This is a genomic window from Streptomyces sp. BL1, from assembly GCF_057628045.1.
Map to the genome: position 1 here is coordinate 3,910,992 of NZ_JBXYWZ010000002.1, position 23,252 is coordinate 3,934,243.

Genomic DNA, 23,252 nt, shown 5'->3' on the forward strand with positions numbered 1-23,252 from the left:
CGGTGGCGGTCACTCCTCACCGGCCAGCGTCAGCGTGCGCAGCTTCTGGCCCGCGTACCAGGTGCCGCCCACCGTGACGACGACCAGCAGGACGAGCGCCACCGGCAGCCCCACCTCGGAGGTGACGTCGGCGCCGCTGCCCGCGACCTTCTCGGCCAGCGCCAGCGACCACTGCTGTACGGACAGGGTGCGCGCGCCCGGTACGAGGCTGCCGAACAGGGCCTCCCAGATCAGCGCGTACACCAGGCCGATCACCACGGCGTGCCGCGAGACGGTGCCCAGCAGCAGGAACAGCGCGCTGTAGGCGACGGAGGACACGGCGGCTGCGACCGCGTACGCGACGGCGATCTGCTGGCTGTTGCCGTTCAGCACGAAGCCGGCGAGCAGGGTGGGCACCGCCGAGAAGGCGACGGTGACACCGATGGCGACGAGCAGTTTGGTGACGATGATCGTCGGCCGCTTCAGCGGCTTGGCGAGCAGATACACCACCGAACCGTCGTCGATCTCCGGGCTGATCGCGCCCGTTCCGGCGATCACGCCGATCAGCGGCACCATCGTGGCCAGCGCGAAGCCGCCGAGGAGTTGGGTGGTCACCGCGTCGTCCGCGCCGGTCATGGCGCGGACGGCCACGGCGACGACCAGCAGCAGCACCGGCAGCACGGCCAGCAGCAGTGCGCGGCGCCTGCCCAGCAGGGCCCGGTAGGTGAGCCGGGCGACAGTCTTGTCGTACATCTCGGACTCCCTTCAGGCCGCGACGAGGTAGGAGAAGACGCTCTCCAGGGACTCGTCCGAGGGCGAGACCGTGTAGAGCCGGATGCCGTGCTCACTGGCGATCCGCGGGAGCAGTTCGGTGAAGCGCGTGAAGTCGATCGCCTCGATGCGGAGCGCCTGTTCGGACCAGTCGAGCTGGATGCCGGCGGTGCTGGCGTCCGCGATGAGGGCCGAGGCGAGGCGCCGGTCGTCGCTGGAGCGGACGAGATAGCGGTGCGGACGGTCGGTCATAAGCCGGCGGATCTTGCGGAAGTCGCCGCTGGCGGCGTGCCGTCCGGCGACGATCACCTCGATGTGCGAGGCGAGTTGCTCGACCTCCTCCAGGATGTGCGAGGAGAACAGCACGGTGCGGCCCTCGTCGCCCATCCGCCGCAGCAGCTCCATCAGATGCATCCGCTGCCGCGGGTCCATGCCGTTGAACGGCTCGTCCAGCAGCAGCACGGACGGGTCGTGCACCAGCGCCGAGGCCATCTTGACGCGCTGCCGCATGCCCTTGCTGTACGTGGAGATCTTCCGGTCCGCGGAGTCCTCCATCTCCACGGTGGCCAGGGCCCGTTGAGCCGCCGCCCGCGGGTCCGGCAGCCGGTGCAGCTCGGCGTTGGCGACGACGAACTCGCCGCCGGTGAGGAAGTCGTACATCCCCTCGCGCTCGGGGACGAGACCGATGTGCCGGTACGTCTGCTCGTTCCGCCAGATGCGGGTGCCGTCGAGGGTGACGCTCCCGGTGGAGGGGGCGAGGAAACCGGCCATCATGTTGATGAGGGTCGACTTGCCCGCGCCGTTCGGACCGAGCAGCCCGGTGACGCCGGGGGCGATGGTCATCGTGATGTCGTTGACGGCGACGACGTTCCCGAACCAGCGGGAAGTGTGGTCGATTTGCAGCGTGGTCATGGCGGTTACAGCCCGGCCTTTCGGTAGCGGCGGGACAGCAGGGCGTACGTTCCGGCGATGAGCACGGCGACGACGAGGACGTACACCGGGACCTGGGCGCCGGTGAGGTCGGCGCCGGCGGGGAACCCGTTCTCGCCGCCGAGCAGTTTGCCCTGCAGCCCGTCCATGAGCGTCCCGGGCGAGCCGAGTCCGAGCCAGCCGACGGCACCCGTGGAGCCCTGCTCGTTGGCGATCGCCTGCAGCGCGGTGATCAGCATGTACGGGATGGTCAGCACGGCGATGACGGCGGCGACGCCGAAGCCGCGGCGCGGGGTGAGCGCCGCGACGGCGAGCCCGATGCCGGCGTGCAGCACCGCGAACACCGCGCAGAACAGCAGTGCTTGTGCGAAGTGCCGGGTCTGGTCGGCGAAGTCGAGCTTCGCCAGCAGGGCCCCCACGTACAGGATGACGACGGGCGCCGCGGTGAAGACGAACAGCGCCCCGGACAGCGCCGCGTACTTGGCGCTGACGTAGTCGCCGCGCTCGATGGGGCGGGAGAAGTACAGCGGCACGGTCTTGAACCGCAGGTCGAGGGAGACGGCCTGGGGTGCGACGGCGGCGATGAAGATGCCGATGACGGGCTGCAGTTGGATGACGTACGCGTTGTACCCGATGGGCAGGTCCTCGGCGCTGGTGGCGATGGCCACCGCGACGACGATCGCCGCGGGGACGCAGACCACCGCGAAGAGGATCATCGGCAGGACCTTGGACTTGGCCGACCGGCCGAGTCCGTAGGCGGCGCGCAGGGACTGCGTGAACAGCGACCTGCGGGCGTAACTCCGGCCCAGGCGGGGGCCGTCGTAGCCGCGGTAGCCGATGTTGTGGATGACGTTCTCGGCCGGGGCCGCGCCGGACCGCTGCGGCGCGGCGGGCGTACGGGACTCAGGCGGCATCGCTGCTCCCCTCCTTCGCGGTCTCGTGCTCCCCGGCGGCGGCGCCGGCGGGCTCCCGGTCGTGGAAGACCTCGGCGATGCGGTGCCGGCGCTGTTCCATCCGGACCAGGCCGAGGCCGAGGCGGGCCACCGTGTCCCGGACGGTGTCCAGGGCCTTCTCGTCCGACGCGTCGACCAGCACCACATGGCCCGCGCCGGGGGCGATCTCGCCCGCGGCGCCGGGGGGCTGTACGCCGAGGCCCGTGCCGGCCAGCGCCTCGCGCAGGGCCGCGGTGCCGTCCGGGTGCGCGTCGGTGTCGGTGACCTCGACGGCCAGCAGCGCGGTGCTCTGGGTGTAGTCGGCGGTGGCGGAGGAGCGCAGCAGTTTGCCGCCGTCGATGACGACGACGTGGTCGCAGGTGCGCTCCAGCTCGCCCAGCAGATGGGAGGTGACGAGCACGGAGATGCCGAAGTCCGTGTGCACACGGCGGATCAGGCCGAGCATCTCGTCGCGGCCGACCGGGTCGAGGCCGTTGGTCGGCTCGTCGAGCAGCACCAGCTGCGGGTCGTGCACGAGGGCCTGGGCGAGCTTGACCCGCTGCTTCATGCCGGTCGAGTAGCCGCCCATGGGGCGGTACCGCTCCTCGTACAGGCCGACGTGGCGCAGGGTGTCCGCGGTGCGCTCGCGCGCCGCGGTGGGCGGCAGCCCGGACATCCGCGCCATGTGGACGACGAACTCGGTGGCCGACACGTCGGGCGGCAGGCAGTCGTGTTCCGGCATGTAGCCGACGCGTTCGCGGATGGCGAGGCCGTCGCGGGACACGTCCATGCCGAGGACGGTGGCGCCGCCCTCGCTCGCCGGGGCCAGCCCCAGCAGGATCTTGATCAGGGTCGATTTCCCGGCCCCGTTGGCGCCCACCAGGCCGGTCACGCCCGGTGTGATGCCGACGGACAACCGGTCCAGTGCGGTCACCCGGGGGTACCGCTTGGTCAGGCTCTCGGTGGCGATGACTGTCACGGGTTCGACGCTAGTGCCGTGTGGGGCGCATCACCTCAACCCGGGGGCGGGAATTCCTCTCCCCCGGAGGTTCTACGGACCCCTAGGGGTCGGTTACCGCTGGTATCCCCATGCGTGCACACCCCTTGACGCAGCCATGCGGCGTTGTCACATTCATCAGTGTCAACTTAACGCCAGGCGGCACGCGTTCACCGTGCGCCGCCGCGTGCGCGGCTCGTGTGCCGCCGCACGTGTGCACGCTCGGGGACGGGAAGGTCGACGATGACCTCAGCACTGGACGGACGGCGGCTCTCCGCGGAGCTGCGGGGCTTCAGAGAGGTGCAGCAGCTCAGTTACGCGTGCGCCGAGGCGGTGGCCGCACAGCTGCGGCCGGGGGTGACGGAGCGGGACGCGGCCCGGATGCAGCGCGAGTGGCTGCGGGAGCGCGGCGTACGCGACTGGTTCCATCTGCCCTTCGCCTGGTTCGGGGACCGTACGGCCTTCGCCGGCTTCAAGGTGCCGCTGCAGTTCTTCCCGACGAACCGGAAGCTGGAGCCGGGCATGCCGTTCATCCTCGACATGGCCCCCATCCACAAGGGCTACACCGCGGACATCGGCTACTCCGGCTGCCTCGGCCCGCACCGGCTGCACGACAGGCTGCTCGCCGATCTGCGGGCCCACCGCGAGCTGCTGCTGCGCGAGGTGCGCGAGCGGCGCCCGCTGCGCGAGATCTACAAGGACGTCGAACGGCTCATGATCCGGCAGGGGTACGTGAACCGGCACCGTGCCTATCCGTTCGGCGTCATCGCGCACAAGGTGGACCGGGTGTCCGAACGGCGCTGGTCGCCCACCCTGTTCGGGTTCGGCACCAACTCCCTGAAGGGGCTCGCGAAGGACGCGCTGCACGGCCACCGGGACGGCTGGTCGCCGCTCTGGTCCCCGTACAAGTTCTCCGACCATCCGCCGCAGCCGGGGCTGTGGGCGGTCGAGCCGCATCTGGGATTCCGCGGCACGGGCGCGAAGTTCGAGGAGATCCTCGTCGTCACCGACTCCGGGGACCCCGAGGAGAGCGCCTTCTGGCTGGACGACGATCTGCCGCACGTGCGGCGCTGGGCCGAGGAGGCGACAGCAGCATGACCGACAAGGACCACACGGTACGTACGGAGACCGCGCGTACGGAGCTCGCCGGCGCGCGCGAGCGCTGGGTCCGCACCCGCGAGGGTGTCGAACTGTGCGTCGCCGAACTGGGCGAGACCGACCGGCCCACGGTCGTGCTGCTGCACGGCTACCCGGACAGCAAGGAGGTGTGGTCGAAGGTCGCCGAAGGGCTGGCCGACCGCTTCCACGTGGTGCTGTACGACGTGCGCGGACACGGCCGCTCCAGCGCGCCGAAGCCGCTGCGCGGCGGGTTCACGCTGGAGAAGCTGACCGGCGACTTCCTCGCCGTCGCCGACGCCGTCTCCCCCGACGAGCCGGTGCATCTGGTCGGCCACGACTGGGGCTCCGTACAGGGCTGGGAGTTCGCGACGGTCCGCGAGACCGAGGGCCGCATCGCCTCGTTCACCTCGATGTCCGGGCCCTCCCTCGACCACTTCGGGCACTGGATCAAGAAGCGGGTGTCCCGGCCGACTCCGCGCAGGATCGCGCAGGCCGTGGGCCAGGGCGCCCGCTCCTGGTACGTCTACGCGCTGCACACCCCCGTGCTGCCGGAGCTCGCCTGGAAGGGGCCGCTCGGCAAGCGCTGGCCGAAGATCCTGGAGCGGGTCGAGGGGGTCCCGGGGTCCGCCGCGTACCCGACGTCCTCGCTGCGTTCGGACGCCGCGCACGGCGCCTGGCTGTACCGCGACAACGTCCGCTCCCGGCTGCGGCGGCCGCGCGCCGACTGCTACGCGCACGTCCCGGTCCAGCTGATCACGCCCACCGGCGACATCTTCCTCAGCGAGCGGCTGTACGACGAACTGGAGCTGTGGGCCCCGCAGCTGACCCGGCGCACCGTGCCCGCCAAGCACTGGGTGCCCCGCACCCGCCCCGACCAACTGACGTCCTGGATAGCCGAGTTCGTGTCCTCGCACGAGGGAGGGGTCCCGGTGCACGACGACTCGGCGCCCGCCGGCCCGTACGCCGACCGGTTCGCCGGACAGCTGGTGCTGGTCACCGGCGCGGGCAGCGGCATCGGCCGGGCCGTCGTGTTCTCCTTCGCGGAGGCCGGGGCGCGCGTCGTCGCGGTCGACGTGGACGGCGAATCCGCCGCGCGCACGGCCGACATGGCGCGGCTCATCGGCGCTCCGGAGGCCTGGGCGGAGACCGTCGACGTGAGCGACGAGCAGGCCATGGAGAAGCTCGCCGACAAGGTGTCCACGCAGTACGGCACGGTCGACGTGCTGGTCAACAACGCCGGGATCGGCGTCTCCGGGTCGTTCATGGAGACCGGGACCGACGACTGGAAGCGCACGCTGGACGTCAATCTGTGGGGCGTCATCCACGGCTGCCGGCAGTTCGGCAAGCGGATGGCCGAGCGCGGCCAGGGCGGACACATCGTCAACACCGCGTCCGCCGCCGCCTATCAGCCCTCCCGGGTGCTGCCCGCGTACGCCACCTCGAAGGCCGGCGTGCTGATGCTCAGCGAGTGCCTCCGTGCCGAGCTGGCCGGCAGCGGCATCGGCGTCTCCGCCGTCTGCCCGGGTCTGGTCAACACCAACATCACCCGTACGACGCGGTTCACGGGCGTCGACGCGGGGGAGCAGAGCCGCCGCCAGGAGCGCACCTCCCGGATGTACGGCATGCGCAACTACCCGCCGGAGAAGGTCGCCGACGCCGTCCTGCGCGCCGTCGTGCGCAACAAGGCGGTGGTGCCGGTGACGCCGGAGGCCCGCGGCGCCCGTCTGCTGTCCCGCTTCGCCCCGCACGCCCTGCGCGCGCTGGCACGCGTCAAGCCGCCCATGTGACCCGCCCCGTACGCCCGCCCGCCCGTACGCCGCACTGCCCGTACGGCTCCGTCCGTACGCCTCCGCCCGTATGCCGCACTGTCCGACAGACCCTTCCGGGAGCCGCAATGAGCACGGACCAGGAGCAGGAGCACCTCCCCGACCCGTACCCGATCACGCCGCGCCGGGTCTCCTTCGACTGGGAGAACACCCCGCTGCACTGGATACCGGACGAGCCCACCGCCACCCACGTCATCAACGTGCTGCACCTGCTGCTGCCCGCGGGTGAGCGGTGGTTCGTGAAGGTCTTCCGCGAGGCGCTGCCCCTCGTACGGGAGGGCGAACTGCTCGGCCAGGTCAAGGGGTTCATGGGCCAGGAGGCCACGCACAGCGTGCAGCACGCCCACGTCCTCGACCACCTGGCGGCGCAGCGGCTGGACACCGAGCCGTACACCCGGCACGTCGACTTCCTCTTCGAGAAGCTGCTCGGCGAGCACCCGCCGTGGAACCTCCCAATCCCGCAGGACGAATGGCTGCGCTTCCGGCTGTCGTTGATCGCCGCGATCGAGCAGTTCACCGCGGTGCTGGGCAACTGGGTGCTGCACGCCGAGGGCCTGGACCGGGCCGGCCCCGACGAGGTGATGCTCGACCTGCTGCGCTGGCACGGCGCCGAGGAGGTCGAACACCGCGCCGTGGCCTTCGACATGTACCAGCACTGCGGCGGCGAGGGCCTGCCCCGGTACGCCCGCCGCGTCGCCGGGATGGCCGTCACCGCTCCGGTGCTGACCTGGCTGTGGGTGTGGGGCGCCTCCTATCTGATCCGGCACGACCCGCAGCTCGCCGGGCGGCTGCGGTACTCGCTGAAGGAGCACAACAGGGCTGTCGCCAAGGGCCTGTTGCCCACCTGGAAGGAGCTGGGTACCGCGATACCCCGCTACCTGAAGCGCTCGTACCATCCTTCGCAGGAGGGCTCGCTGCGGAAGGCCGTGGAGTATCTGGCGACATCCCCCGCGGCACGCGCCGCGGCGGGCGCGGTCGCCCGCAAGGCGCTCTGAGCCGCGGCCGCCGGCAGGCCGCGGCCCGCCGGCGGCACCGTACGAAGGAGAACCGTCCATGCCCCTGTCCGAGTACCGGATCGAGGACCTGGCCCACCACAGCGGCTCATCGGTCCGTACGATCCGCGCCTACCAGGACCGGGGCCTGCTGCCCAAGCCCGAACGGCGCGGCCGGTCCAACGTCTACGACGACAGCCACCTGGCCCGGCTGCGCCAGATCGCCGACCTCCTCGACCGCGGCTTCACCCTGGTCTCCATCAAGGAGCTGCTGCGGGCGTGGGACGAGGGACGCGGGCTGGGCGGGGTGCTGGGCCTGGTCGCCGAGGTGGACGGGCCGTGGACGGACGAGGAACCGGGCCGGATCACGGGCGGGGAGCTCGCCGCGCTCTTCTCCGGAGCGGACGCGACGGGGGACACGGAGGCCGGGTCGGACGCGGGCGCCGGGGCGGACGCGGATGCCGCCGGAAGCGCGGAGGCCGTCGCCGAGGCGCTGGCGCTGGAGGTGCTGGTGCCGCTGCCGGGGCGGGAGGACGAATACCTCGTCCCCAGCCCGCAGGAGCTCCAGGTCGCCGCCGAACTGCACCGCGCGGGCGTCCCGTTGCTCGCCGTCACCGGGCATCTGCGGGAACTGCGCGGGCAGGTCGAGCACATCGCGGCCCGCTTCATGGAGTTCACCAACGAGCACGTCTTCGTGCGCTATCTCGGCCAGCGCCCCTCCGACGACGACGCCACCGAGGCCGCGGACCTCGTACGGCGGCTGCGGCCGCTCGCCCAGCAGACCGTCGATGCCGAACTCGCCCGCGCCATGCGGCGGCTGGCCGCCCGCAACCTCCGCGACCATCTGCGGCTGCACGGCGACAACGCCACGCACCCGGCCGCCCCCGGCTCGTCGGCGGACGCGCCCGCCGGGCTCACCGGGGCCGCCGGTACGCCGGTACGGCTGCCGTCCGGCACGCTCGACGCCGTACGGGGGCTGGTCGGCGAGGAGCGGGCCGAGGAGTTCATCGCCGCGGCGGCCGAACGCGAGGTACGGGCCCGCACCATGGACCGGCTGGCCCGGGAGGCCGCGGACGGCGGGGCCGGTACGAACTGACCGCCGCCGCCCCCTGGTTGGGCCGCAGCGTGGCTCAGAGCCCGGGCGCGCCCCACACCGGGAACCAGCGCGACAGGTCCTGCTCGACCGGCAGATCGCCGGAGAGCAGCCCCCGTACCCGCAGCTCCAGCGCGTTGTCCCGCTTGCCGTCCCCGGCGGGCGCGAAGGGGTAGAAGGTGCCGCGCTTGTAGAGGTACACCAGCGCCAGCGGCCCCCCGCCCGTACCGTCCGCCGTGTCCTCGCCGGCCCGGAAGCCGACGAGGGAGCACAGCAGCTGCGGCCCGAACCCGCCGTCCTGGAGCAGGGTGTTGACCGCGTGCAGGTCGTTGACCAGCGCGGCCAGATCGTCCGCGGGCTGCCGTGCGAGCAGCCAGGTGTAGCCGTACTCGTCCTGGCTGAACTCGACGGGCACGCCCCCGCGTCCGGTGTCCGCGTCGAGCAGCTCCCGTACGTCCCGCTGGAGCCGCGCGAAGGCGCCGCCCTCGACGGAGGAGAAGCACACGGAGCCGGTGCCCGTCGGCACGAAACCCTCCCCGGCCTGCAGCGTCACCGCGGCCGAGGGCAGCGCGAAGAGCTGGTCGAGGTCGGGCCGTACGGGCTTGCTGCGCCCGAGGATCGTGTCGAGGAAGCCCACGGGCTCACCTTCCCAACTGGTGCGAGATCCGGTCGAGTTGTTCGAGGCGCCGCTCCAGCGGCGGGTGCGAGGACAGCAGCGAGGAGAGGCTCTGGCCGTTCAGCGCGGGCGCGAAGTAGAAGGCGTTGAAGGCCTGCTTGTCGCGCAGGTCGCGGGTGGGGATCCGGGACATCTCGCCGCTGATCTTGGTGAGTGCCGAGGCGAGCGCGGAGGGGCGGCCGGTCAGCAGCGCGCCCGCGCGGTCGGCGGACAGCTCGCGGTAGCGGGACAGCAGCCGGGTGAGGAGGAAGCTGACGACGTACACCAGCGCGCTCACCAACGGCACGAGGATCAGCAGCAGCTGGGTGTTGTTGTTCTGCCGTCCGGCCCGCCCGAGGCCGCCCCACAGGGCGACGCGGGTCAGCATGCCGGCCAGCACTCCGAGGAACGAGGCGATGGTCATCACGGCCACGTCGCGGTGCGCGACGTGCGACAGCTCGTGCGCGAGGACGCCCTCCAGCTCCTCGGGCTCCAGCCGGCGCAGCAGCCCGGTGGTCGCGCAGACCAGCGAGTTCTTCCGGTTGCGTCCGGTGGCGAAGGCGTTGGGCACGTCGGTCTCCGCGATGGCGACCTTGGGCTTCGGCATGTCCGCGAGCGCGCACAGCCGGTCCACGGCGCCGTGCAGTTCGGGCGCCTGCTCGGGGGTGACCTCGCGGGCGCCCATGCTGAAGGCCGCGATGCGGTCGCTGAACCAGAACTGGGCGACGAACATCCCGCCCGCGATCAGCACGATCAGCGGCCAGGCCTTGCCGAGCGCCACGATCAGCACGCCGACGAGCACCACGTAGAGCAGCCCGATCAGGAACATCGTGACGACCATGCGGCTGGTCAGCCCGCGGTCGGGAGCGTATCTGGTGCGTGCCATCTGCTCTGCTCCTCGTGTCGCAGCCGTCGCCCCTCGCGTCGCGGCGGAACCGTCGCCTCCGCCTCCCGATTGTGCCCCTTCCGCCCTGTGTACGGCGTAAAGAGGTACGGCGTAAGGACGGTCAGCGCAGCTGGGCGAGGCCCTCCGTGGCGGCCTTCTCGAAGACGGACAGGTCCGCGGCGAACTGCGAGTCCGGAATGGGCCAGTGCAGCACCAGCTCGTCGAAGCCGAGCTCGGCGTGGGCCCCCGCGAAGTCGACGAACGCGTCCACAGACTCCAGCGGCCGGTCCGGGGTGAAGCCGGTGAGCAGCACCTTGTCCACGCCGGCCGGGTCGCGTCCCTCCCGCTCGCAGGCGTCCGCCAGCTTCCCGGCCTGCCGGGAGAGCGCGGCCCGGGACTGCTCCGGCGTGCCGCCGTCGTTCGCGGCGGCGTCTCCCGTGGTCACCCAGGCCTGCCCGTGCCGTGCCGCGAGCCGCAGTCCGCGCGGTCCCGTCGCGGCCACCGCGAACGGCAGCCGCGGGCGCTGCACACAGCCGGGGATGTTGCGCACCTCGTGCGCGGCGTAGAACTCGCCCTCGGAAGAAACGACATCCTCGGTCAGCAGACGGTCGAGCAGCGGTACGAATTCGCCAAAGTGGTCGGCCCGTTCGCGTACGGTCCACGGCTGCTGCCCGCTGCCGAGCAGCGCCGTGGCGTCGAAGCCGGAGCCGCCCGCGCCGATGCCGAGCGTGACCCGCCCCTCCGAGATGTCGTCGAGGGAGATCAGCTCCTTGGCGAGGGTGACCGGATGCCGGAAGTTCGGCGACGTCACCAGCGTGCCGAGACGCAGCCGCCGGGTCGCCGCCGCGGCCGCGGTCAGCGTCGGCAGCGCACCGAACCACGGCCCGTCGCGGAAATTCCGCCAGGACAGGTGGTCGTAGGTGTACGCGGTGTGGAAACCGAGCTCCTCGGCGCGCTGCCACAGGTCACGGCCGCCCTCGGACCAGCGGTGGATCGGCAGGATGACGGTACTCAGACGCATGGCACCGAGCCTATGCGGCCCGGCGGGCCACTGCCCGGGACTGCCCACTCTGGCTGGTTCGGCCCTTACCGCCTGCTCATTCGCGCACCCTTTCGCACGCCTGTTCCGGCATATGCGGGAAGATGGTGCCCGTGACCGTGACGACGCAGCCGCCAGAGCCCCCGGCCCCCCGCAGACCGCGACTGATCGCGACGGACCTCGACGGAACCCTCCTCCGGGGCGACAAGACGGTCTCCGACCGCACCGTCGCCGCGCTCGCCGCCGCCGAAGTGGCCGGCCTCGAGGTCTTCTTCGTCACCGGCCGTCCCGCCCGCTGGATGGGGGTGGTCAGCGACCACGTGCACGGGCACGGCCTCGCCATATGCGCCAACGGCGCCGCCGTCGTCGACCTGCACCGCGGACGCCAGGTCGTCGACGTACGGCCACTGGCCCGCCGGGACGCGCTGACCGTCGTCCGCGCGCTGCGCGCCGCGGCCCCCGGGGTGACCTTCGCCGTGGAACGCTCCGGCGGCATCCACTACGAGCCCGGCTATCCGCCGTTCCACCTCGACCCGGGCGCCGTCGTCGCGCCCGCGGAGAAGCTGCTCTCCACCTCCGTCTCCGCCTCCACCGCCGTGTTCGCCGAGCAGCCGGTGCTGAAACTGCTGGCGCACCACCCGGAGCTCGACCCGGACGACTTCCTCCGGCTCGGCCGCGAAGTGGCGGGCACCCACGCCGAGTTCACCCGCTCCAGCCCCTCCGCGCTGCTGGAGATCAGCGGCAGCGGCGTCAGCAAGGCCAGCACCCTGGCCCGCTGCTGCGAGGAGCGCGGCATCGCCCCGTCCGAGGTCGCAGCCTTCGGGGACATGCCGAACGACCTGGAGATGCTCAACTGGGCCGGCACCTCGTACGCCATGGCCAACGCGCACCCCGAGGTGCTGACGGCGACGACGCACCGTACGGCCTCCAACGAGGAGGACGGTGTCGCGGCCGTCATCGAGACGCTGCTGCTGAACGGCTGACGCCCGGAGCTCACCCGCTGACGGCCGGGCTCCGCCGGGAAGAGGGTCAGCCGTCCAGGGGCGCGGTCCATGTCACGGTCGTACCGCGCCCGTCGGGCCCCAGGCCCGGCCCCCAGGACGCCGACCCGCCCAGGCTCTCGGCGCGCCGGCGGATGTTGCGCAGCCCGCTGCGCCGCCCCTCCGCGGGGATGCCCCGGCCGTCGTCGGCGACGGTGAGCCGTACTGCGGGCCGCCCGTCCGGCAGTTGCGCGTCCGCGTCGACGCCGACCTCGATACGGGACGCGTCCGCGTGCCGGTGCGCGTTCGACAGTGCCTCCCGCAGCGCGGCCAGGAGATCACCCGCGACGGCCGCACCGACCAGCGTGTCCACCGGGCCCGTGAACGCCGTCGACGGACGGAAGCCGAGCGGCTCGGCGGCCAGCCCCACTTCCCGCAGCACCCGCGTCCGCACCCCGGACGGGGCCTCCTCGGGGTGCTGCCGCAGCGCGAAGATCGCGGTACGGATCTCCGCGATGGTGGCGTCCAGTTCGTCGACCGCCCTGCCGACGTCCTCCGCGACCTTCGGCACCTTCGTCTGCCGCTGCGCGCTCTCCAGCCTCATTCCCGTCGCGAACAGCCGCTGGATCACCAGGTCGTGCAGATCCCGCGCGATCCGGTCGCGGTCCTCGTACACCGCGAGCCGCTCGCGGTCCCGCTGCGCGTCGAGCAGCAGCAGGGCGAGCGCGGCCTGCGCGGCGAACTGCGCGGCCAGCGTCTTCTCCGTCTCGGTGAACGCCTTTCCGCCGCGCTCCCTGGTGAGCGCGAGCGTCCCGATGACCCGGCCGCCGCTCCGCAGCGGCAGCATCATGCTCGGCCCGTACCGCCGCGCCACGTGCGTCACCATGCGCGGGTCGGTGGCCGCGTCGTCGATGTACACCGGTTCTCCCGCGAGCAGTTGCTCCAGCACCGCGCTGCCCGGCGGGACGACAGTGCCGATCAGCCCCTGCGAGTCGTCGGCGGACACGGCGACGATCTCCAGGCCGCGGTCCTGCCCCGCGCCCTCGTCCGCCGGCTCCCCGCCGTCGGCCCCGCCGGGGGGCAGCAGCACGATCGCGGCGGCCGAGTCCGCCAGCCGGCGGGCCTCCTCGGCGACGACGGCGAGCGCGTTGTCGCCCTCGCCCGCGAGCAGCGAGGTGGTGATCGCCGCGCTGCCGTCGATCCAGCTCTCGCGCTGCCGGGCCGCCTCGTGCTGGCGCGCGTTGCCGATGGCGATGCCCGCCTGGGTCGCCAGGATCCTGATCAGCAGGACGTCGTTGCGGGTGAAGTCCCCGCCGCGCTTCTCGGTCAGATAGAGGTTGCCGAAGACCTCCCCGCCGACCTTGATGGGCAGCCCGAGGAAGCTGTGCATCGGCGGATGCCCCTCGGGGAAGCCGCAGGAGCGCGGGTCGGTGGTCAGATCCCGCAGCCGCAGCGGCTGTTCCTTCTCGATGACGACCGCGAGCAGCCCGTGCTTGCCGTCCGGATAGTGGCCGATCCGGGTCCGCTCGTCGTCCGTCATGCCGCAGGTGACGAAGTCCGTCAGCCCGTCGTCGGGGTCGTCGGCCAGCACGCCGAGCGCGGCGTACCGGCAGTCGGCGACCCGCGCCGCCGTCTCCACGATCCGGCCGAGCGTGCTGTGCAGTTCGGGCCCGGTGCCGATGCTGACCATGGCCTCCAGCAGCCGGGGGAGGCGGAGCGCGGAGTCCTCGGTCAGCGCCTGGAGGCCGGCGGTCGCGGTCAGCGCCGCCCGGTTCGCGGCACGCGCGGAGTCGGCGGCGGTCGGCTGCCCGGTACGCCCTGAGCTGGGAGACATGCAGCGAGCGTAATAAGTCCGCTTTGCGGGAGAAAGCGGGGAATCCCGCGTCAGGCGGGTACGGGCTCCCCGACCGCCGCCTCCCGCTCCAGCATCCTGCTGAACGGCCCGCCCGCCGCGGCCAGCCGCCCGTACGGGCCGCGCTCCACCGTCCGGCCGCCGTCCAGCACGATCACCTCGTCCACCGCTTCCAGCCCCTTCAGCCGGTGCGTGATCAGTACGGTGGTGCGGCCCTCGGTCGCCGCGAGCAGATCCGCGGTGAGCGCGTCCGCCGTGGGCAGGTCCAGATGCTCGGCCGGCTCGTCCAGCACGAGTACGGGGAAGCCGGCCAGCAGCGCGCGGGCCAGCGCCAGCCGCTGCCGCTGGCCGCCCGACATCCGCGCCCCGAGCTCCCCGACATGGGTGTCCAGACCCTCCGGCAGGGACGCGGCCCAGCCGTCCAGCCGGGCCCGGCCGAGCGCCTCGTACAGCTCCTCGTCGGCGGCCTCCGGACGGGCGAGGCGCAGGTTCTCGCGGAGCGAGCTGTCGAAGATGTGCGCGTCCTGGGCGCACAGGCCGACCTCGCGGCGCACCGCGTCGGAGGGCAGCGAGGCGGCCGGCACCGCCGGATCGCCCAGCGTGTACGTGCCCGACTCCGGGTCCAGGAAGCGCAGCAGCGCCTGCGCGAGCGTCGACTTCCCGGCCCCCGACACCCCCACGACGGCGACCCTGTGCCCCGGCGTCAGCTCCAGACCGAACCCGTCCAGCGCGGGCGGGCCCTGCTGTCCGGGGTGGCGCACGGTGAGGTCCCGTACGGCCAGCGGGAACGGCGACTCCGGTACGGCCAGCGGCTCCTGAGGCTCCGTCACCGGCTCCTCGGCGTCCAGCACTTCGTGCACCCGCTCCGCGGAACGGCGTACGCGCTGCCGGTGCTGTACGGCCAGCGGCAGCCCGTTCACGGCCTCGAAGGCGGCCAGCGGCGTCAGGACGACGACGGCCAGCGCCACCCCGTCGAGCCGCCCGTCCGAGACTCCGCGCACCCCGGCCCAGGCCGCGGCGGCAACGGTGAGACCCGCGGCGAGCGCCGTCAGCCCGGCCGCGAGCGCCGTGGCCGCGGCGGAGCGGGTGGCGATCCGGGTCAGCGAGGCGTCCGCCGTACGCACCGCACGCAGCCGGGCCGGCAGCGCGCCCGCGACGGTCAACTCGCCCGTACCGGTGAGCAGATCGAGGGCACGGGTGGTCAGCACGCCCCGCGAGGGCGCGAGTTGACGTTCCGTACGCCGGGCCAGCGCGCCCGTCAGCAGCGGCACGCCGACCCCGGCCACGAGCAGTCCCGCGGCCAGCACCGCGCCCGCCGCGGGCAGCAGCCACGCGGTGAAACCGACCGCGCCGAGGCTCACGACGGCCGCGACGGCGGCGGGCAGCAGCCAGCGCAGGAAGTAGTCCTGCAAGGTGTCCACATCGGTCACGAGCCGGGTGAGGAGATCGCCCCGGCGCGTACGGCGCAGCCCCGCGGGCGCGAGGCGCTCCAGCCGCCGGTACACGCTCACGCGGAGGTCCGCGAGGACGCGGAGCACGGCGTCGTGCGAGACGAGACGCTCGGCGTAGCGGAAGACGGCACGGCCGATGCCGAAGGCGCGGGTCGCCGTCACGGCGACCATCAGATAGAGCACGGGCGGCTGTTGGGAAGCGCGGGAGATGAGCCAGCCGGACGTCGCCATGAGCCCCACCGCGCTGCCCAGCGCGAGCGCGCCCAGCAGCAGCGCGAGCGCGAACCGCCCGTACAGGGGCCGCCCGGTCCGCCGCACGCGGCGCAGCATGTGCGCCGCGCGGGGCCGCGCCTCCCGCTCACCGCCCGCGAGGCGGCCCGCGTCCCCGGCCGCCGGCTCCGGCTCCGCGGAGTCTCCGCCGCCCCCGGCTCCTGACACCTCGCCTTCCCGGCGCGGGCTCACCGGGTTCGCCGTGACACCGTCACGCCCGCGCAACGCGCTTACGGGAGCCGCCGGTTCATCGGGCACGGCCGCATCCGCAGGGTGGCGCGCCGCCGGCGGCCAGCCGTCCCGCACGGGGTCCGGGGTGTCCCCGGTTGTGGGAAGGGGCGGGACAGGGGCGACCCCACGGTCCGCCGCACCGGCGAGACGCACCACCCGGTCCGCGACAGCGAACAGCGCCGGCCGGTGAGCGACAAGCAGCACCGTGCGGCCCCGTACGAGCCGGCGGACCGCGTCGACGACCGCCGCCTCCGTCGCCCCGTCCAGCGCCGCCGTCGGCTCGTCCAGCAATACGACGGGCCGGTCCGCGAGGAACGCCCGTGCCAGCGCGACCCGTTGGCGCTGTCCGGCGGAGAGCCCGCTGCCGCCCTCGCCCAGCACGGTGCCCGGTTCCAGCTCCCCGGCCGCGGCCTCCCCCAGCGCGGACCGTACGTCCTCGTCGGAGGCGTCCGGCCGCGCGAGCCGTACGTTGTCGGCGACCGTCCCGGCGAACAGGTGCGGCTGTTGCGGCACCCACGCGATCCGCGCGTGCCACCCGGCGAGGTCCGCCTCCGCGAGGTCGACGCCGCCGGCCAATACCCGGCCCTCCGACGGTTCCGTGAAGCCGAGCACGGTCTGCAGCAGCGTGGACTTGCCGGCCCCCGAGGGGCCCGCGAGGGCGACCGTCTCGCCGGACCGTACGTGCAGCGAGGTCTCCGGCAGCGCGTCCTCGGAACGGCCCGCGTACCGCACGCGCACCCCGTCCAGCTCCAGCGCGACGCCCTCGCCGGAACCGGACGGCACCGCGGTCCCGCCGGCCTCCCGCACGGGCGTCTCCAGGACGGCGAAGACCTCCTCGGCGGCGGACAGCCCCTCGGCGGCCGCGTGGTACTGCGCGCCCACCTGACGCAGCGGCAGATACGCCTCGGGCGCGAGGATCAGCACCACGAGCCCCGTGTAGAGGTCGAGTTCGCCGTGCACGAGGCGCATGCCGATGGTGACGGCGACGAGCGCGACGGAGATCGTCGCGAGGAGTTCGAGGGCGAAGGACGACAGGAAGGCGATGCGCAGAGTGCGCAGGGTCGCCCGCCGGTAGTCGGCGGTGATCGCCCGGATGTTCTCGGCCTGCGCCTTGGCCCGGCCGAAGACCTTCAGCGTCGGCAGCCCGGCCACCACGTCGAGGAAGTGGCCCGACAGACCGGCCAGCAGCTTCCACTGCCGGTCCATGTGGCTCTTGGTGGCCCAGCCGATCAGGATCATGAAGAGCGGGATGAGCGGCAGGGTGACCACGATGATCGCGGCGGACACCCAGTCGTCGGTGACGATCCGCGCGAGGACCGCCACGGGGACGACGACGGCGAGCCCCAACTGCGGGAGGTAGCGCGCGAAGTAGTCGTCCAGCGCGTCCACGCCGCGGGTGGCGAGGTTCGCCAGTTCGCCGGTGCGCTGCCCGGAGAGCCAGGACGGGCCGAGCCGTCCCGACCGCTCCAGCAGCCGCATCCGCAGTTCGGACTTCACGGCCGCGCTGCTGCGGTGCGCGGCCAGCTCCGTCAGCCAGGAGACCAGCGCGCGCCCCACCGCGACGGCGGCGAGCAGCAGCAGAGGCGCACGGAGGCCGCCCACGGTCGCGCCCTGCTGGAACGCGCCGGTGACGACCTCCGCGATGAGCATCGCCTGCCCGACGACCAGCACGGCGCCGGCCAGACCGAGCACCACGGAAGCGATGAGGAATCCGCGGGTGGCCCTGGCGTGCCGGAGCAGACGCGGGTCGACAGGTTTCACGTGAAACGTCCTCCTCGGTCTCAGTGAGCGGGAGTCTGGGCGAGGTGCTGGGTGCCGATCCGCTTCCTGAACACCCAGTACGTCCAGCCCTGGTAGAGCAGCACGACCGGGGTGGCGATGCCCGCGCACCACGTCATGATCTTCAACGTGTACGGCGTGGAGGAGGCGTTGGTGACCGTGAGGCTCCACTCCGGGTTGAGCGTCGAGGGCATCACGTTCGGGAAGAGCGACAGGAAGAGCATCGCGACGGCTGCCGCGATGGTCACCCCGGAGAGCGCGAACGCCCAGCCCTCGCGCCCCAGAAGGTTCATCCCCAGCGCGGCGACGAGCGCCAGCACCGCGACGATCAGCACGGCGAGGCTGGCCCCGTTCCCGGAGTCGACCTGCGTCCTGATCAGGAAGCCGAGCGCGAGCACCGCCGTGATCACGCCGAGCACGGTGGCGAGCTTCCGGGCCCGGGCACGGATGTCGCCGACGGTCTTCAGCGCGGTGAACACCGCGCCGTGGAAGGTGAACAGACTGAGCGTCACCAGCCCGCCGAGGATCGCGTACGGGTTGAGCAGGTCGAAGAAGGTGCCGACGTACTCGTGGTGGGCGTCGAGCTTCACGCCGCGCACGATGTTGCCGAAGGCGACGCCCCACAGGAACGCGGGCAGCGTCGAGCAGATGAAGATCGCCCACTCCCAGCGGGTCTGCCAGGAGTCCTCCTCCCGCTTCACCCGGTACTCGAAGGCGACGCCCCGGACGATGAGGCACACCAGGATGATCAGCAGCGGCAGATAGAAGCCGGAGAACAGGGTGGCGTACCACTCGGGGAAGGCGGCGAAGGTCGCGCCGCCCGCGCTGAGCAGCCACACCTCGTTGCCGTCCCAGACCGGGCCGATCGTGTTGATCAGCACCCGGCGTTCGGGCCGGTTGCGGGCCAGCAGCCTGGTCAGGACGCCGACGCCGAAGTCGAAGCCCTCCAGGAAGAAGTAGCCGGTCCACAGCACGGCGATGAGGACGAACCAGACGTCATGCAGTTCCATCACGCACTCCCCTCGGCCTCAGTACGAGAAGGCCATCGGCCGGTCGGGATCGCGGTCGTGACCGCCGATCTTCGTGGGCGGGTTCAGGTCGGAGTCGGTCAGCTCGGGCGGCCCCGCCTTCACGTACGTGCGCAGCAGCCGGAACTCGATGAACGCGAGCGCGGCGTACAGCGCCGTGTAGACGATCATCGAGGTGAGCACCTCGCCCTGGGACACCTCGGGGGAGACGGCGGAGGCGGTCGGCAGTACGCCGTAGACCGCCCACGGCTGACGGCCCGTCTCGGTGAAGATCCAGCCCCAGGAGTTGGCGATCAGCGGGAAGGCGATCGTCCACAGGGACAGCCGCCAGTACCACCGGCTCCAGGTCTCGCTCAGCTCCCGGTCCTTGGTGAGCGCGAGGCGCGGCACCTCGTCGGGCCCGGTGCGCAGCCGTTCCGAGATCCACAGCTTCCTGCGGGTCAGATAGAGGCCGGCGGCGCCGAGCGCCACGGACGCCATGCCGAAGCCGATCATCCAGCGGAATCCCCAGTAGGCGACGGGGATGTTGGGCCGGTAGTCGTCCAGGCCGATGGTGTCCTTGTACTTCTCCTTGAGCGCCGCGTTGGTGTCGTTGATGCCGGGCACTTCCTCGTGGAAGTTGTCGTGCGCGAGGAAGGACAGCAGCCCGGGGATCTCGATGGCGACCTTGTTGTGGCCGGCCGCCACGTCGCCGTAGCTGAACACCGAGAAGGGCGCGGGCGCCTGGGTCTCCCACAGCGCCTCGGCCGCGGCCATCTTCATCGGCTGCTGCTCGTACATGATCTTCCCGAGCCGGTCCCCGCTGATCGTCGTCAGCAGACCGCCGACGACGAGGGTGACCAGGCCGAGCCGGAGCGAGGTGCGCATCACCGGGACGTGCTGCTTGCGCATCAGGTGGTACGCGGAGATGCCCAGCAGGAACGCGCCGCCGACGATGGCGGCCGCGGTCATGGTGTGGAAGAACTGCGCGAGCGCGGTGTTCTGGGTGAGCACGTGCCAGAAGTCGGTGAGCTCGGCGCGGCCGCGCTCCTCGTTTATGCGGTACCCGACCGGGTGCTGCATCCACGAGTTGGCGGCCAGGATGAAGTAGGCCGACAGGACCGTGCCGATGGCCACCATCCAGATGCAGGCCAGATGGATCTTCTTCGGCAGCTTGTCCCAGCCGAAGATCCAGAGCCCGATGAAGGTGGACTCGAAGAAGAAGGCGATCAGCGCCTCGAAGGCGAGCGGCGCACCGAAGACGTCGCCGACGAACCGGGAGTAGTCCGACCAGTTCATGCCGAACTGGAACTCCTGCAGGATGCCGGTGACGACACCCATGGCGATGTTGATGAGGAAGAGCTTCCCCCAGAACTTCGTCGCCTTGAGGTACTTCTGATCGCTCGTCCGCACCCACGCCGTCTGCAGCCCGGCCGTCAACGCCGAGAGCGAGATCGTCAGGGGCACGAAGAGGAAGTGATAGACGGTCGTGATGCCGAACTGCCAGCGCGCCAGGGTTTCCGGCGCCAGGGCTAGGTCCACGTGACTCTCTCCTTAGGCCGCGCCGTGCACACCATGTACTTTGCCGTTTTTGGACAGGTTTGACGGGACCGCAAGACACGGTCGTGAATGCGTTCACATTCACAAGGATGATGGCAGACCCGTTTTCCGAACACAGGACCGGCCCCCCTCTTCCGAGGGAGGCCGGTCAACTGATATTGGGGTCCGGTCAGATGACGGTCTTGCGGAAGCCCGCCGCCGTCTCCACGAAGATGTCGTTGGCCTCGGTCTCACCGACCGAGACCCGCACGCCCTCGTCGCGGAACGGACGGACCGTCACCCCGGCCTGCTCGCACACCTCCGCGAAGTCGCCCGTCCGGTCCCCCAGCCGCAGCCACACGAAGTTGGCGTGCGACTCCGGCACCGTCCAGCCCTGCGACCGCAGCTCGCGCGTCACCCGCTCCCGCTCGACGACCAGCTTCTCCACCCGCTCCAGCAGCGCGCCCTCACTGCGCAGCGAGGCCACGGCCGCGTCCTGCGCGAGCTGGCTGACGCCGAACGGCACCGCGGTCTTGCGCAGCGCGGCGGCCACCGGGGCGTGCGCCACCGCGAAGCCCACCCGCAGCCCTGCCAGCCCGTACGCCTTCGAAAAGGTGCGCAGCACACAGACGTTGGGCCGGTCGCGGTAGAGCTCCAGACCGTCCACGACGCTCTCGTCCCGCACGAACTCGCGGTACGCCTCGTCCAGCACCACCAGGACGTCGTCCGGCACCCGGTCCAGGAAACGCTCCAGATCCGCGCGCGGGATGGCGGTGCCCGTGGGGTTGTTGGGGTTGCAGACGAAAATGAGCCGCGTGCGCTCGGTGACCGCCCCGGCCATCGCGTCCAGGTCGTGCTCCTCGTCCGCGGTGAGCGGGACGCGCACGGAGGTGGCACCGGAGATCTGCGTGATGATCGGGTACGCCTCGAAGGAGCGCCAGGCGTAGATCACCTCGTCGCCCGGCTCCACGGTGCACTGCAGCAGCTGCTGGGCCACGCCGACCGACCCCGTGCCGGTCGCGATGTGCTCAGCCGGCACCCCGAAGTGCCCGGCGAGCTCGGCGGTCAGCGCCGTACAGGCCATGTCGGGGTAGCGGTTGAAGGCCCCGGCCGCACCGGTCACCGACTCCAGCACCCCGGGCAGCGGCGGATACGGGTTCTCGTTGGAGGACAGCTTGTACGCGACGGGGCCGCCGGCCGCGGCGGGCCTGCCCGGCACATACGCCGGGATACCGTCGAGCGTGCTGCGCAGCTTCGGGGTCTTCTCGCTCACCGCTGGTCCTCCTATGACCGTCCCGTGGACACCAATACTGCACACCTTATGAGGATTGCCGACAGGGGCGTATGACGAAGGCCTGTACGCCCCTCCCGTGACTGCGCGCTGGTAGCGAAAGCGGTGGCGCGCGTCCCTCGTGAAGGTGACTTGAGACCGCTTCTTCCGCTCTCCGTTCCCTCGGGAACGACCACCGATCCACCGGCCGCCGCACCCGCGAAAACCCCCAACTACCAAGGTTTCCATGGTCGTTGTACCGGGTTACTGATGCAGAAACGTACCTTCCCGGGGGCGCCGACCCGTGGCCACCGTGGTTCTCCCGCGGGCCTACGATCGGGTCGCCATGACAGCAGTAGAGAAGCATCAGCTGGGCCAGACACCGCCGTCCCCCGGCAGGCGCGGGGGGAGCCGGCTGAACGGGCGCGCGGGCATCCGCGATGTCGCCGCAGCGGCCGGCGTCTCCATCACGACTGTCTCCGACGCCCTCAACGGCAAGGGCCGCCTGCCCGACGCCACCCGCCGGCACGTCCGCGAAGTGGCCGAACGCCTCGGGTACCGCCCCTCGGCCGCCGCCCGCACGCTGCGCACCGGGAAATCGGGACTCATCGGGCTGACGGTCACCACGTACGGCGAAGAACCGTTCACCTTCACGGAGTTCGCCTACTTCGCGGAGATGGTGCGCGCCGCCACGTCCGCCGCGCTCGCCCGTGGGTACGCCCTGGTCATCCTGCCCGCCACCTCCCGGCACAGCCCCTTCGACGTGTGGGGCAACGTCGCCCTGGACGGCACCGTCGTCATCGACCCCTCCGACGAGGACCCGGTCGTGACCGAACTGGTGCGCTCCGGGCTGCCGGTGGTCTCCGACGGACGGCCCAGCGGCAAGCTGCCCGTCACCGCCTGGGTGGACAACGACCACGAGGCCGCCGTGTGCGGACTCCTCGACCACCTCGCCGCCTCCGGCGCCCGCCGGATCGGACTGCTCACCGGGACCAGCACGGACACGTACACGCGCCTGTCCACCACCGCCTACCTCCAGTGGTGCGAACGCATGGGCCAGGACCCGGTGTACGAGTCCTATCCCGCCCACGACCCGTGCGCCGGTGCCGTCGCCGCCGACCGGCTGCTCGCCCGCCCCGACCGGCCCGACGCGGTCTACGGCCTCTTCGACCCGAACGGCACCGACCTGCTCGCCGCCGCCCGCCGGTACGGCCTGCGGGTGCCCGAGGACCTGCTGCTGGTCTGCTGCAGCGAATCCAGCGTGTACGCCACGACCGAACCGCCCATCACCACGCTCTCCCTGAAGCCCGGCCGGATCGGCAACACCGTCATCCAGCTCCTCACCGACGCCATCGAGGGAATCGACCAGGGCCACCCCACCCAACAGGTCATGCCCACCGACCTCATCGTCCGTACGTCGTCGCAGCGGTCGCCCGCCCGCGCGACGGTCAACGCGCCCCGTACGCCCCCTCCCTCGGACTGACCACCCGCCTCCGGACGCCCCACCCTCACGGGGAAGCACAGAAAACAGGAGAAATGCATGCCCCGAGGGGGCCCGGCCGCAATTGCCACCCCCCAGGTGCGTCACAAGCCGCGACCGGCATTCCTATGATGGGCGAACGACACCGGGGCCCGCTTCCGACCAGCGACAGCC

General features: G+C 72.0%; 18 protein-coding genes. 6 read left to right on the top strand and 12 right to left on the bottom strand.

Going from position 1 to position 23,252, the window contains the following annotated elements; translation table 11 throughout:
- Nucleotides 1-9: 9 nt before the first annotated feature.
- The 4 genes from AC3AGO_RS17270 to AC3AGO_RS17285 are packed head-to-tail and all read right to left on the bottom strand — an operon-like array spanning nucleotide 10 to nucleotide 3,591.
- On the bottom strand, nucleotides 10-732 hold the full coding sequence (locus AC3AGO_RS17270) for an ABC transporter permease subunit (protein WP_487821103.1): 723 nt from the start codon (nucleotides 730-732) through the stop codon (nucleotides 10-12).
- Between the two features lie 12 nt (nucleotides 733-744).
- Nucleotides 745-1,662 (bottom strand): ABC transporter ATP-binding protein, encoded by a 918-nt coding sequence (locus AC3AGO_RS17275; protein WP_487821104.1) that lies wholly within the window; start codon nucleotides 1,660-1,662, stop codon nucleotides 745-747.
- A gap of 5 nt (nucleotides 1,663-1,667) precedes the next feature.
- Nucleotides 1,668-2,594: an ABC transporter permease gene (locus AC3AGO_RS17280; RefSeq protein ID WP_487821105.1), complete on the bottom strand. Its 927-nt coding sequence runs from the start codon at nucleotides 2,592-2,594 to the stop codon at nucleotides 1,668-1,670.
- On the bottom strand, nucleotides 2,584-3,591 hold the full coding sequence (locus tag AC3AGO_RS17285; protein ID WP_487821106.1) for an ABC transporter ATP-binding protein: 1,008 nt from the start codon (nucleotides 3,589-3,591) through the stop codon (nucleotides 2,584-2,586). Before AC3AGO_RS17285 ends, AC3AGO_RS17280 begins: the two co-directional genes overlap by 11 nt.
- 261 nt (nucleotides 3,592-3,852) lie before the next feature.
- Between AC3AGO_RS17285 and AC3AGO_RS17290 the strand changes: the two genes are divergently transcribed.
- From AC3AGO_RS17290 to AC3AGO_RS17305, 4 genes are all read left to right on the top strand, one after another.
- A complete protein-coding gene (locus tag AC3AGO_RS17290) occupies nucleotides 3,853-4,707 on the top strand; it encodes a M24 family metallopeptidase (protein ID WP_487821107.1) in 855 nt (284 codons plus the stop codon).
- The gene (locus tag AC3AGO_RS17295) at nucleotides 4,704-6,515 is read left to right on the top strand and encodes an SDR family oxidoreductase (RefSeq protein WP_487821108.1); all 1,812 of its coding nucleotides are present in this window, start codon (nucleotides 4,704-4,706) and stop codon (nucleotides 6,513-6,515) included. Before AC3AGO_RS17290 ends, AC3AGO_RS17295 begins: the two co-directional genes overlap by 4 nt.
- Before the next feature lie 107 nt (nucleotides 6,516-6,622).
- Nucleotides 6,623-7,549 carry a metal-dependent hydrolase gene (locus AC3AGO_RS17300; protein ID WP_487821109.1) on the top strand — a complete coding sequence of 309 codons (927 nt, stop codon included), beginning with the start codon at nucleotides 6,623-6,625 and terminating at the stop codon, nucleotides 7,547-7,549.
- A 58-nt stretch (nucleotides 7,550-7,607) separates the two neighbouring features.
- On the top strand, nucleotides 7,608-8,642 hold the full coding sequence (locus tag AC3AGO_RS17305) for a MerR family transcriptional regulator (protein WP_487821110.1): 1,035 nt from the start codon (nucleotides 7,608-7,610) through the stop codon (nucleotides 8,640-8,642).
- A gap of 34 nt (nucleotides 8,643-8,676) precedes the next feature.
- Here the strand turns inward: AC3AGO_RS17305 and pspAB are convergent, their stop codons facing one another.
- The 3 genes from pspAB to AC3AGO_RS17320 all read right to left on the bottom strand — a co-directional run bounded on the left by pspAB (nucleotide 8,677) and on the right by AC3AGO_RS17320 (nucleotide 11,201).
- Nucleotides 8,677-9,276 carry a PspA-associated protein PspAB gene (pspAB, locus tag AC3AGO_RS17310; protein ID WP_487821111.1) on the bottom strand — a complete coding sequence of 200 codons (600 nt, stop codon included), beginning with the start codon at nucleotides 9,274-9,276 and terminating at the stop codon, nucleotides 8,677-8,679.
- 4 nt (nucleotides 9,277-9,280) lie between these two features.
- Entirely contained in the window at nucleotides 9,281-10,180 is a 900-nt protein-coding gene (gene htpX / locus AC3AGO_RS17315) for a zinc metalloprotease HtpX (protein WP_487821112.1), read from the bottom strand.
- A gap of 121 nt (nucleotides 10,181-10,301) precedes the next feature.
- Nucleotides 10,302-11,201 (bottom strand): LLM class flavin-dependent oxidoreductase, encoded by a 900-nt coding sequence (locus AC3AGO_RS17320; RefSeq protein WP_487821113.1) that lies wholly within the window; start codon nucleotides 11,199-11,201, stop codon nucleotides 10,302-10,304.
- A 122-nt stretch (nucleotides 11,202-11,323) separates the two neighbouring features.
- On the opposite strand from AC3AGO_RS17320, the gene AC3AGO_RS17325 reads away from it, so the two are divergent.
- Nucleotides 11,324-12,202 carry an HAD family hydrolase gene (locus tag AC3AGO_RS17325; RefSeq protein WP_487821114.1) on the top strand — a complete coding sequence of 293 codons (879 nt, stop codon included), beginning with the start codon at nucleotides 11,324-11,326 and terminating at the stop codon, nucleotides 12,200-12,202.
- Nucleotides 12,203-12,248: 46 nt separating this feature from the next.
- Here the strand turns inward: AC3AGO_RS17325 and AC3AGO_RS17330 are convergent, their stop codons facing one another.
- The 5 genes from AC3AGO_RS17330 to hisC all read right to left on the bottom strand — a co-directional run bounded on the left by AC3AGO_RS17330 (nucleotide 12,249) and on the right by hisC (nucleotide 21,601).
- Complete coding sequence (locus AC3AGO_RS17330) at nucleotides 12,249-14,033, bottom strand: GAF domain-containing sensor histidine kinase (RefSeq protein WP_487821115.1); 1,785 nt, start codon at nucleotides 14,031-14,033, stop codon at nucleotides 12,249-12,251.
- A 50-nt stretch (nucleotides 14,034-14,083) separates the two neighbouring features.
- Nucleotides 14,084-17,764, bottom strand: a complete 3,681-nt coding sequence (cydD, locus tag AC3AGO_RS17335) for a thiol reductant ABC exporter subunit CydD (RefSeq protein WP_487821116.1) — start codon at nucleotides 17,762-17,764, stop codon at nucleotides 14,084-14,086.
- 20 nt (nucleotides 17,765-17,784) lie between these two features.
- Nucleotides 17,785-18,792 carry a cytochrome d ubiquinol oxidase subunit II gene (cydB, locus tag AC3AGO_RS17340; RefSeq protein ID WP_487821117.1) on the bottom strand — a complete coding sequence of 336 codons (1,008 nt, stop codon included), beginning with the start codon at nucleotides 18,790-18,792 and terminating at the stop codon, nucleotides 17,785-17,787.
- An 18-nt stretch (nucleotides 18,793-18,810) separates the two neighbouring features.
- A complete protein-coding gene (locus tag AC3AGO_RS17345; protein WP_487821118.1) occupies nucleotides 18,811-20,331 on the bottom strand; it encodes a cytochrome ubiquinol oxidase subunit I in 1,521 nt (506 codons plus the stop codon).
- Between the two features lie 187 nt (nucleotides 20,332-20,518).
- Entirely contained in the window at nucleotides 20,519-21,601 is a 1,083-nt protein-coding gene (gene hisC, locus AC3AGO_RS17350; RefSeq protein WP_487821119.1) for a histidinol-phosphate transaminase, read from the bottom strand.
- A 343-nt stretch (nucleotides 21,602-21,944) separates the two neighbouring features.
- Between hisC and AC3AGO_RS17355 the strand changes: the two genes are divergently transcribed.
- Nucleotides 21,945-23,081 carry a LacI family DNA-binding transcriptional regulator gene (locus AC3AGO_RS17355; RefSeq protein ID WP_487821120.1) on the top strand — a complete coding sequence of 379 codons (1,137 nt, stop codon included), beginning with the start codon at nucleotides 21,945-21,947 and terminating at the stop codon, nucleotides 23,079-23,081.
- Nucleotides 23,082-23,252 lie beyond the last annotated feature (171 nt).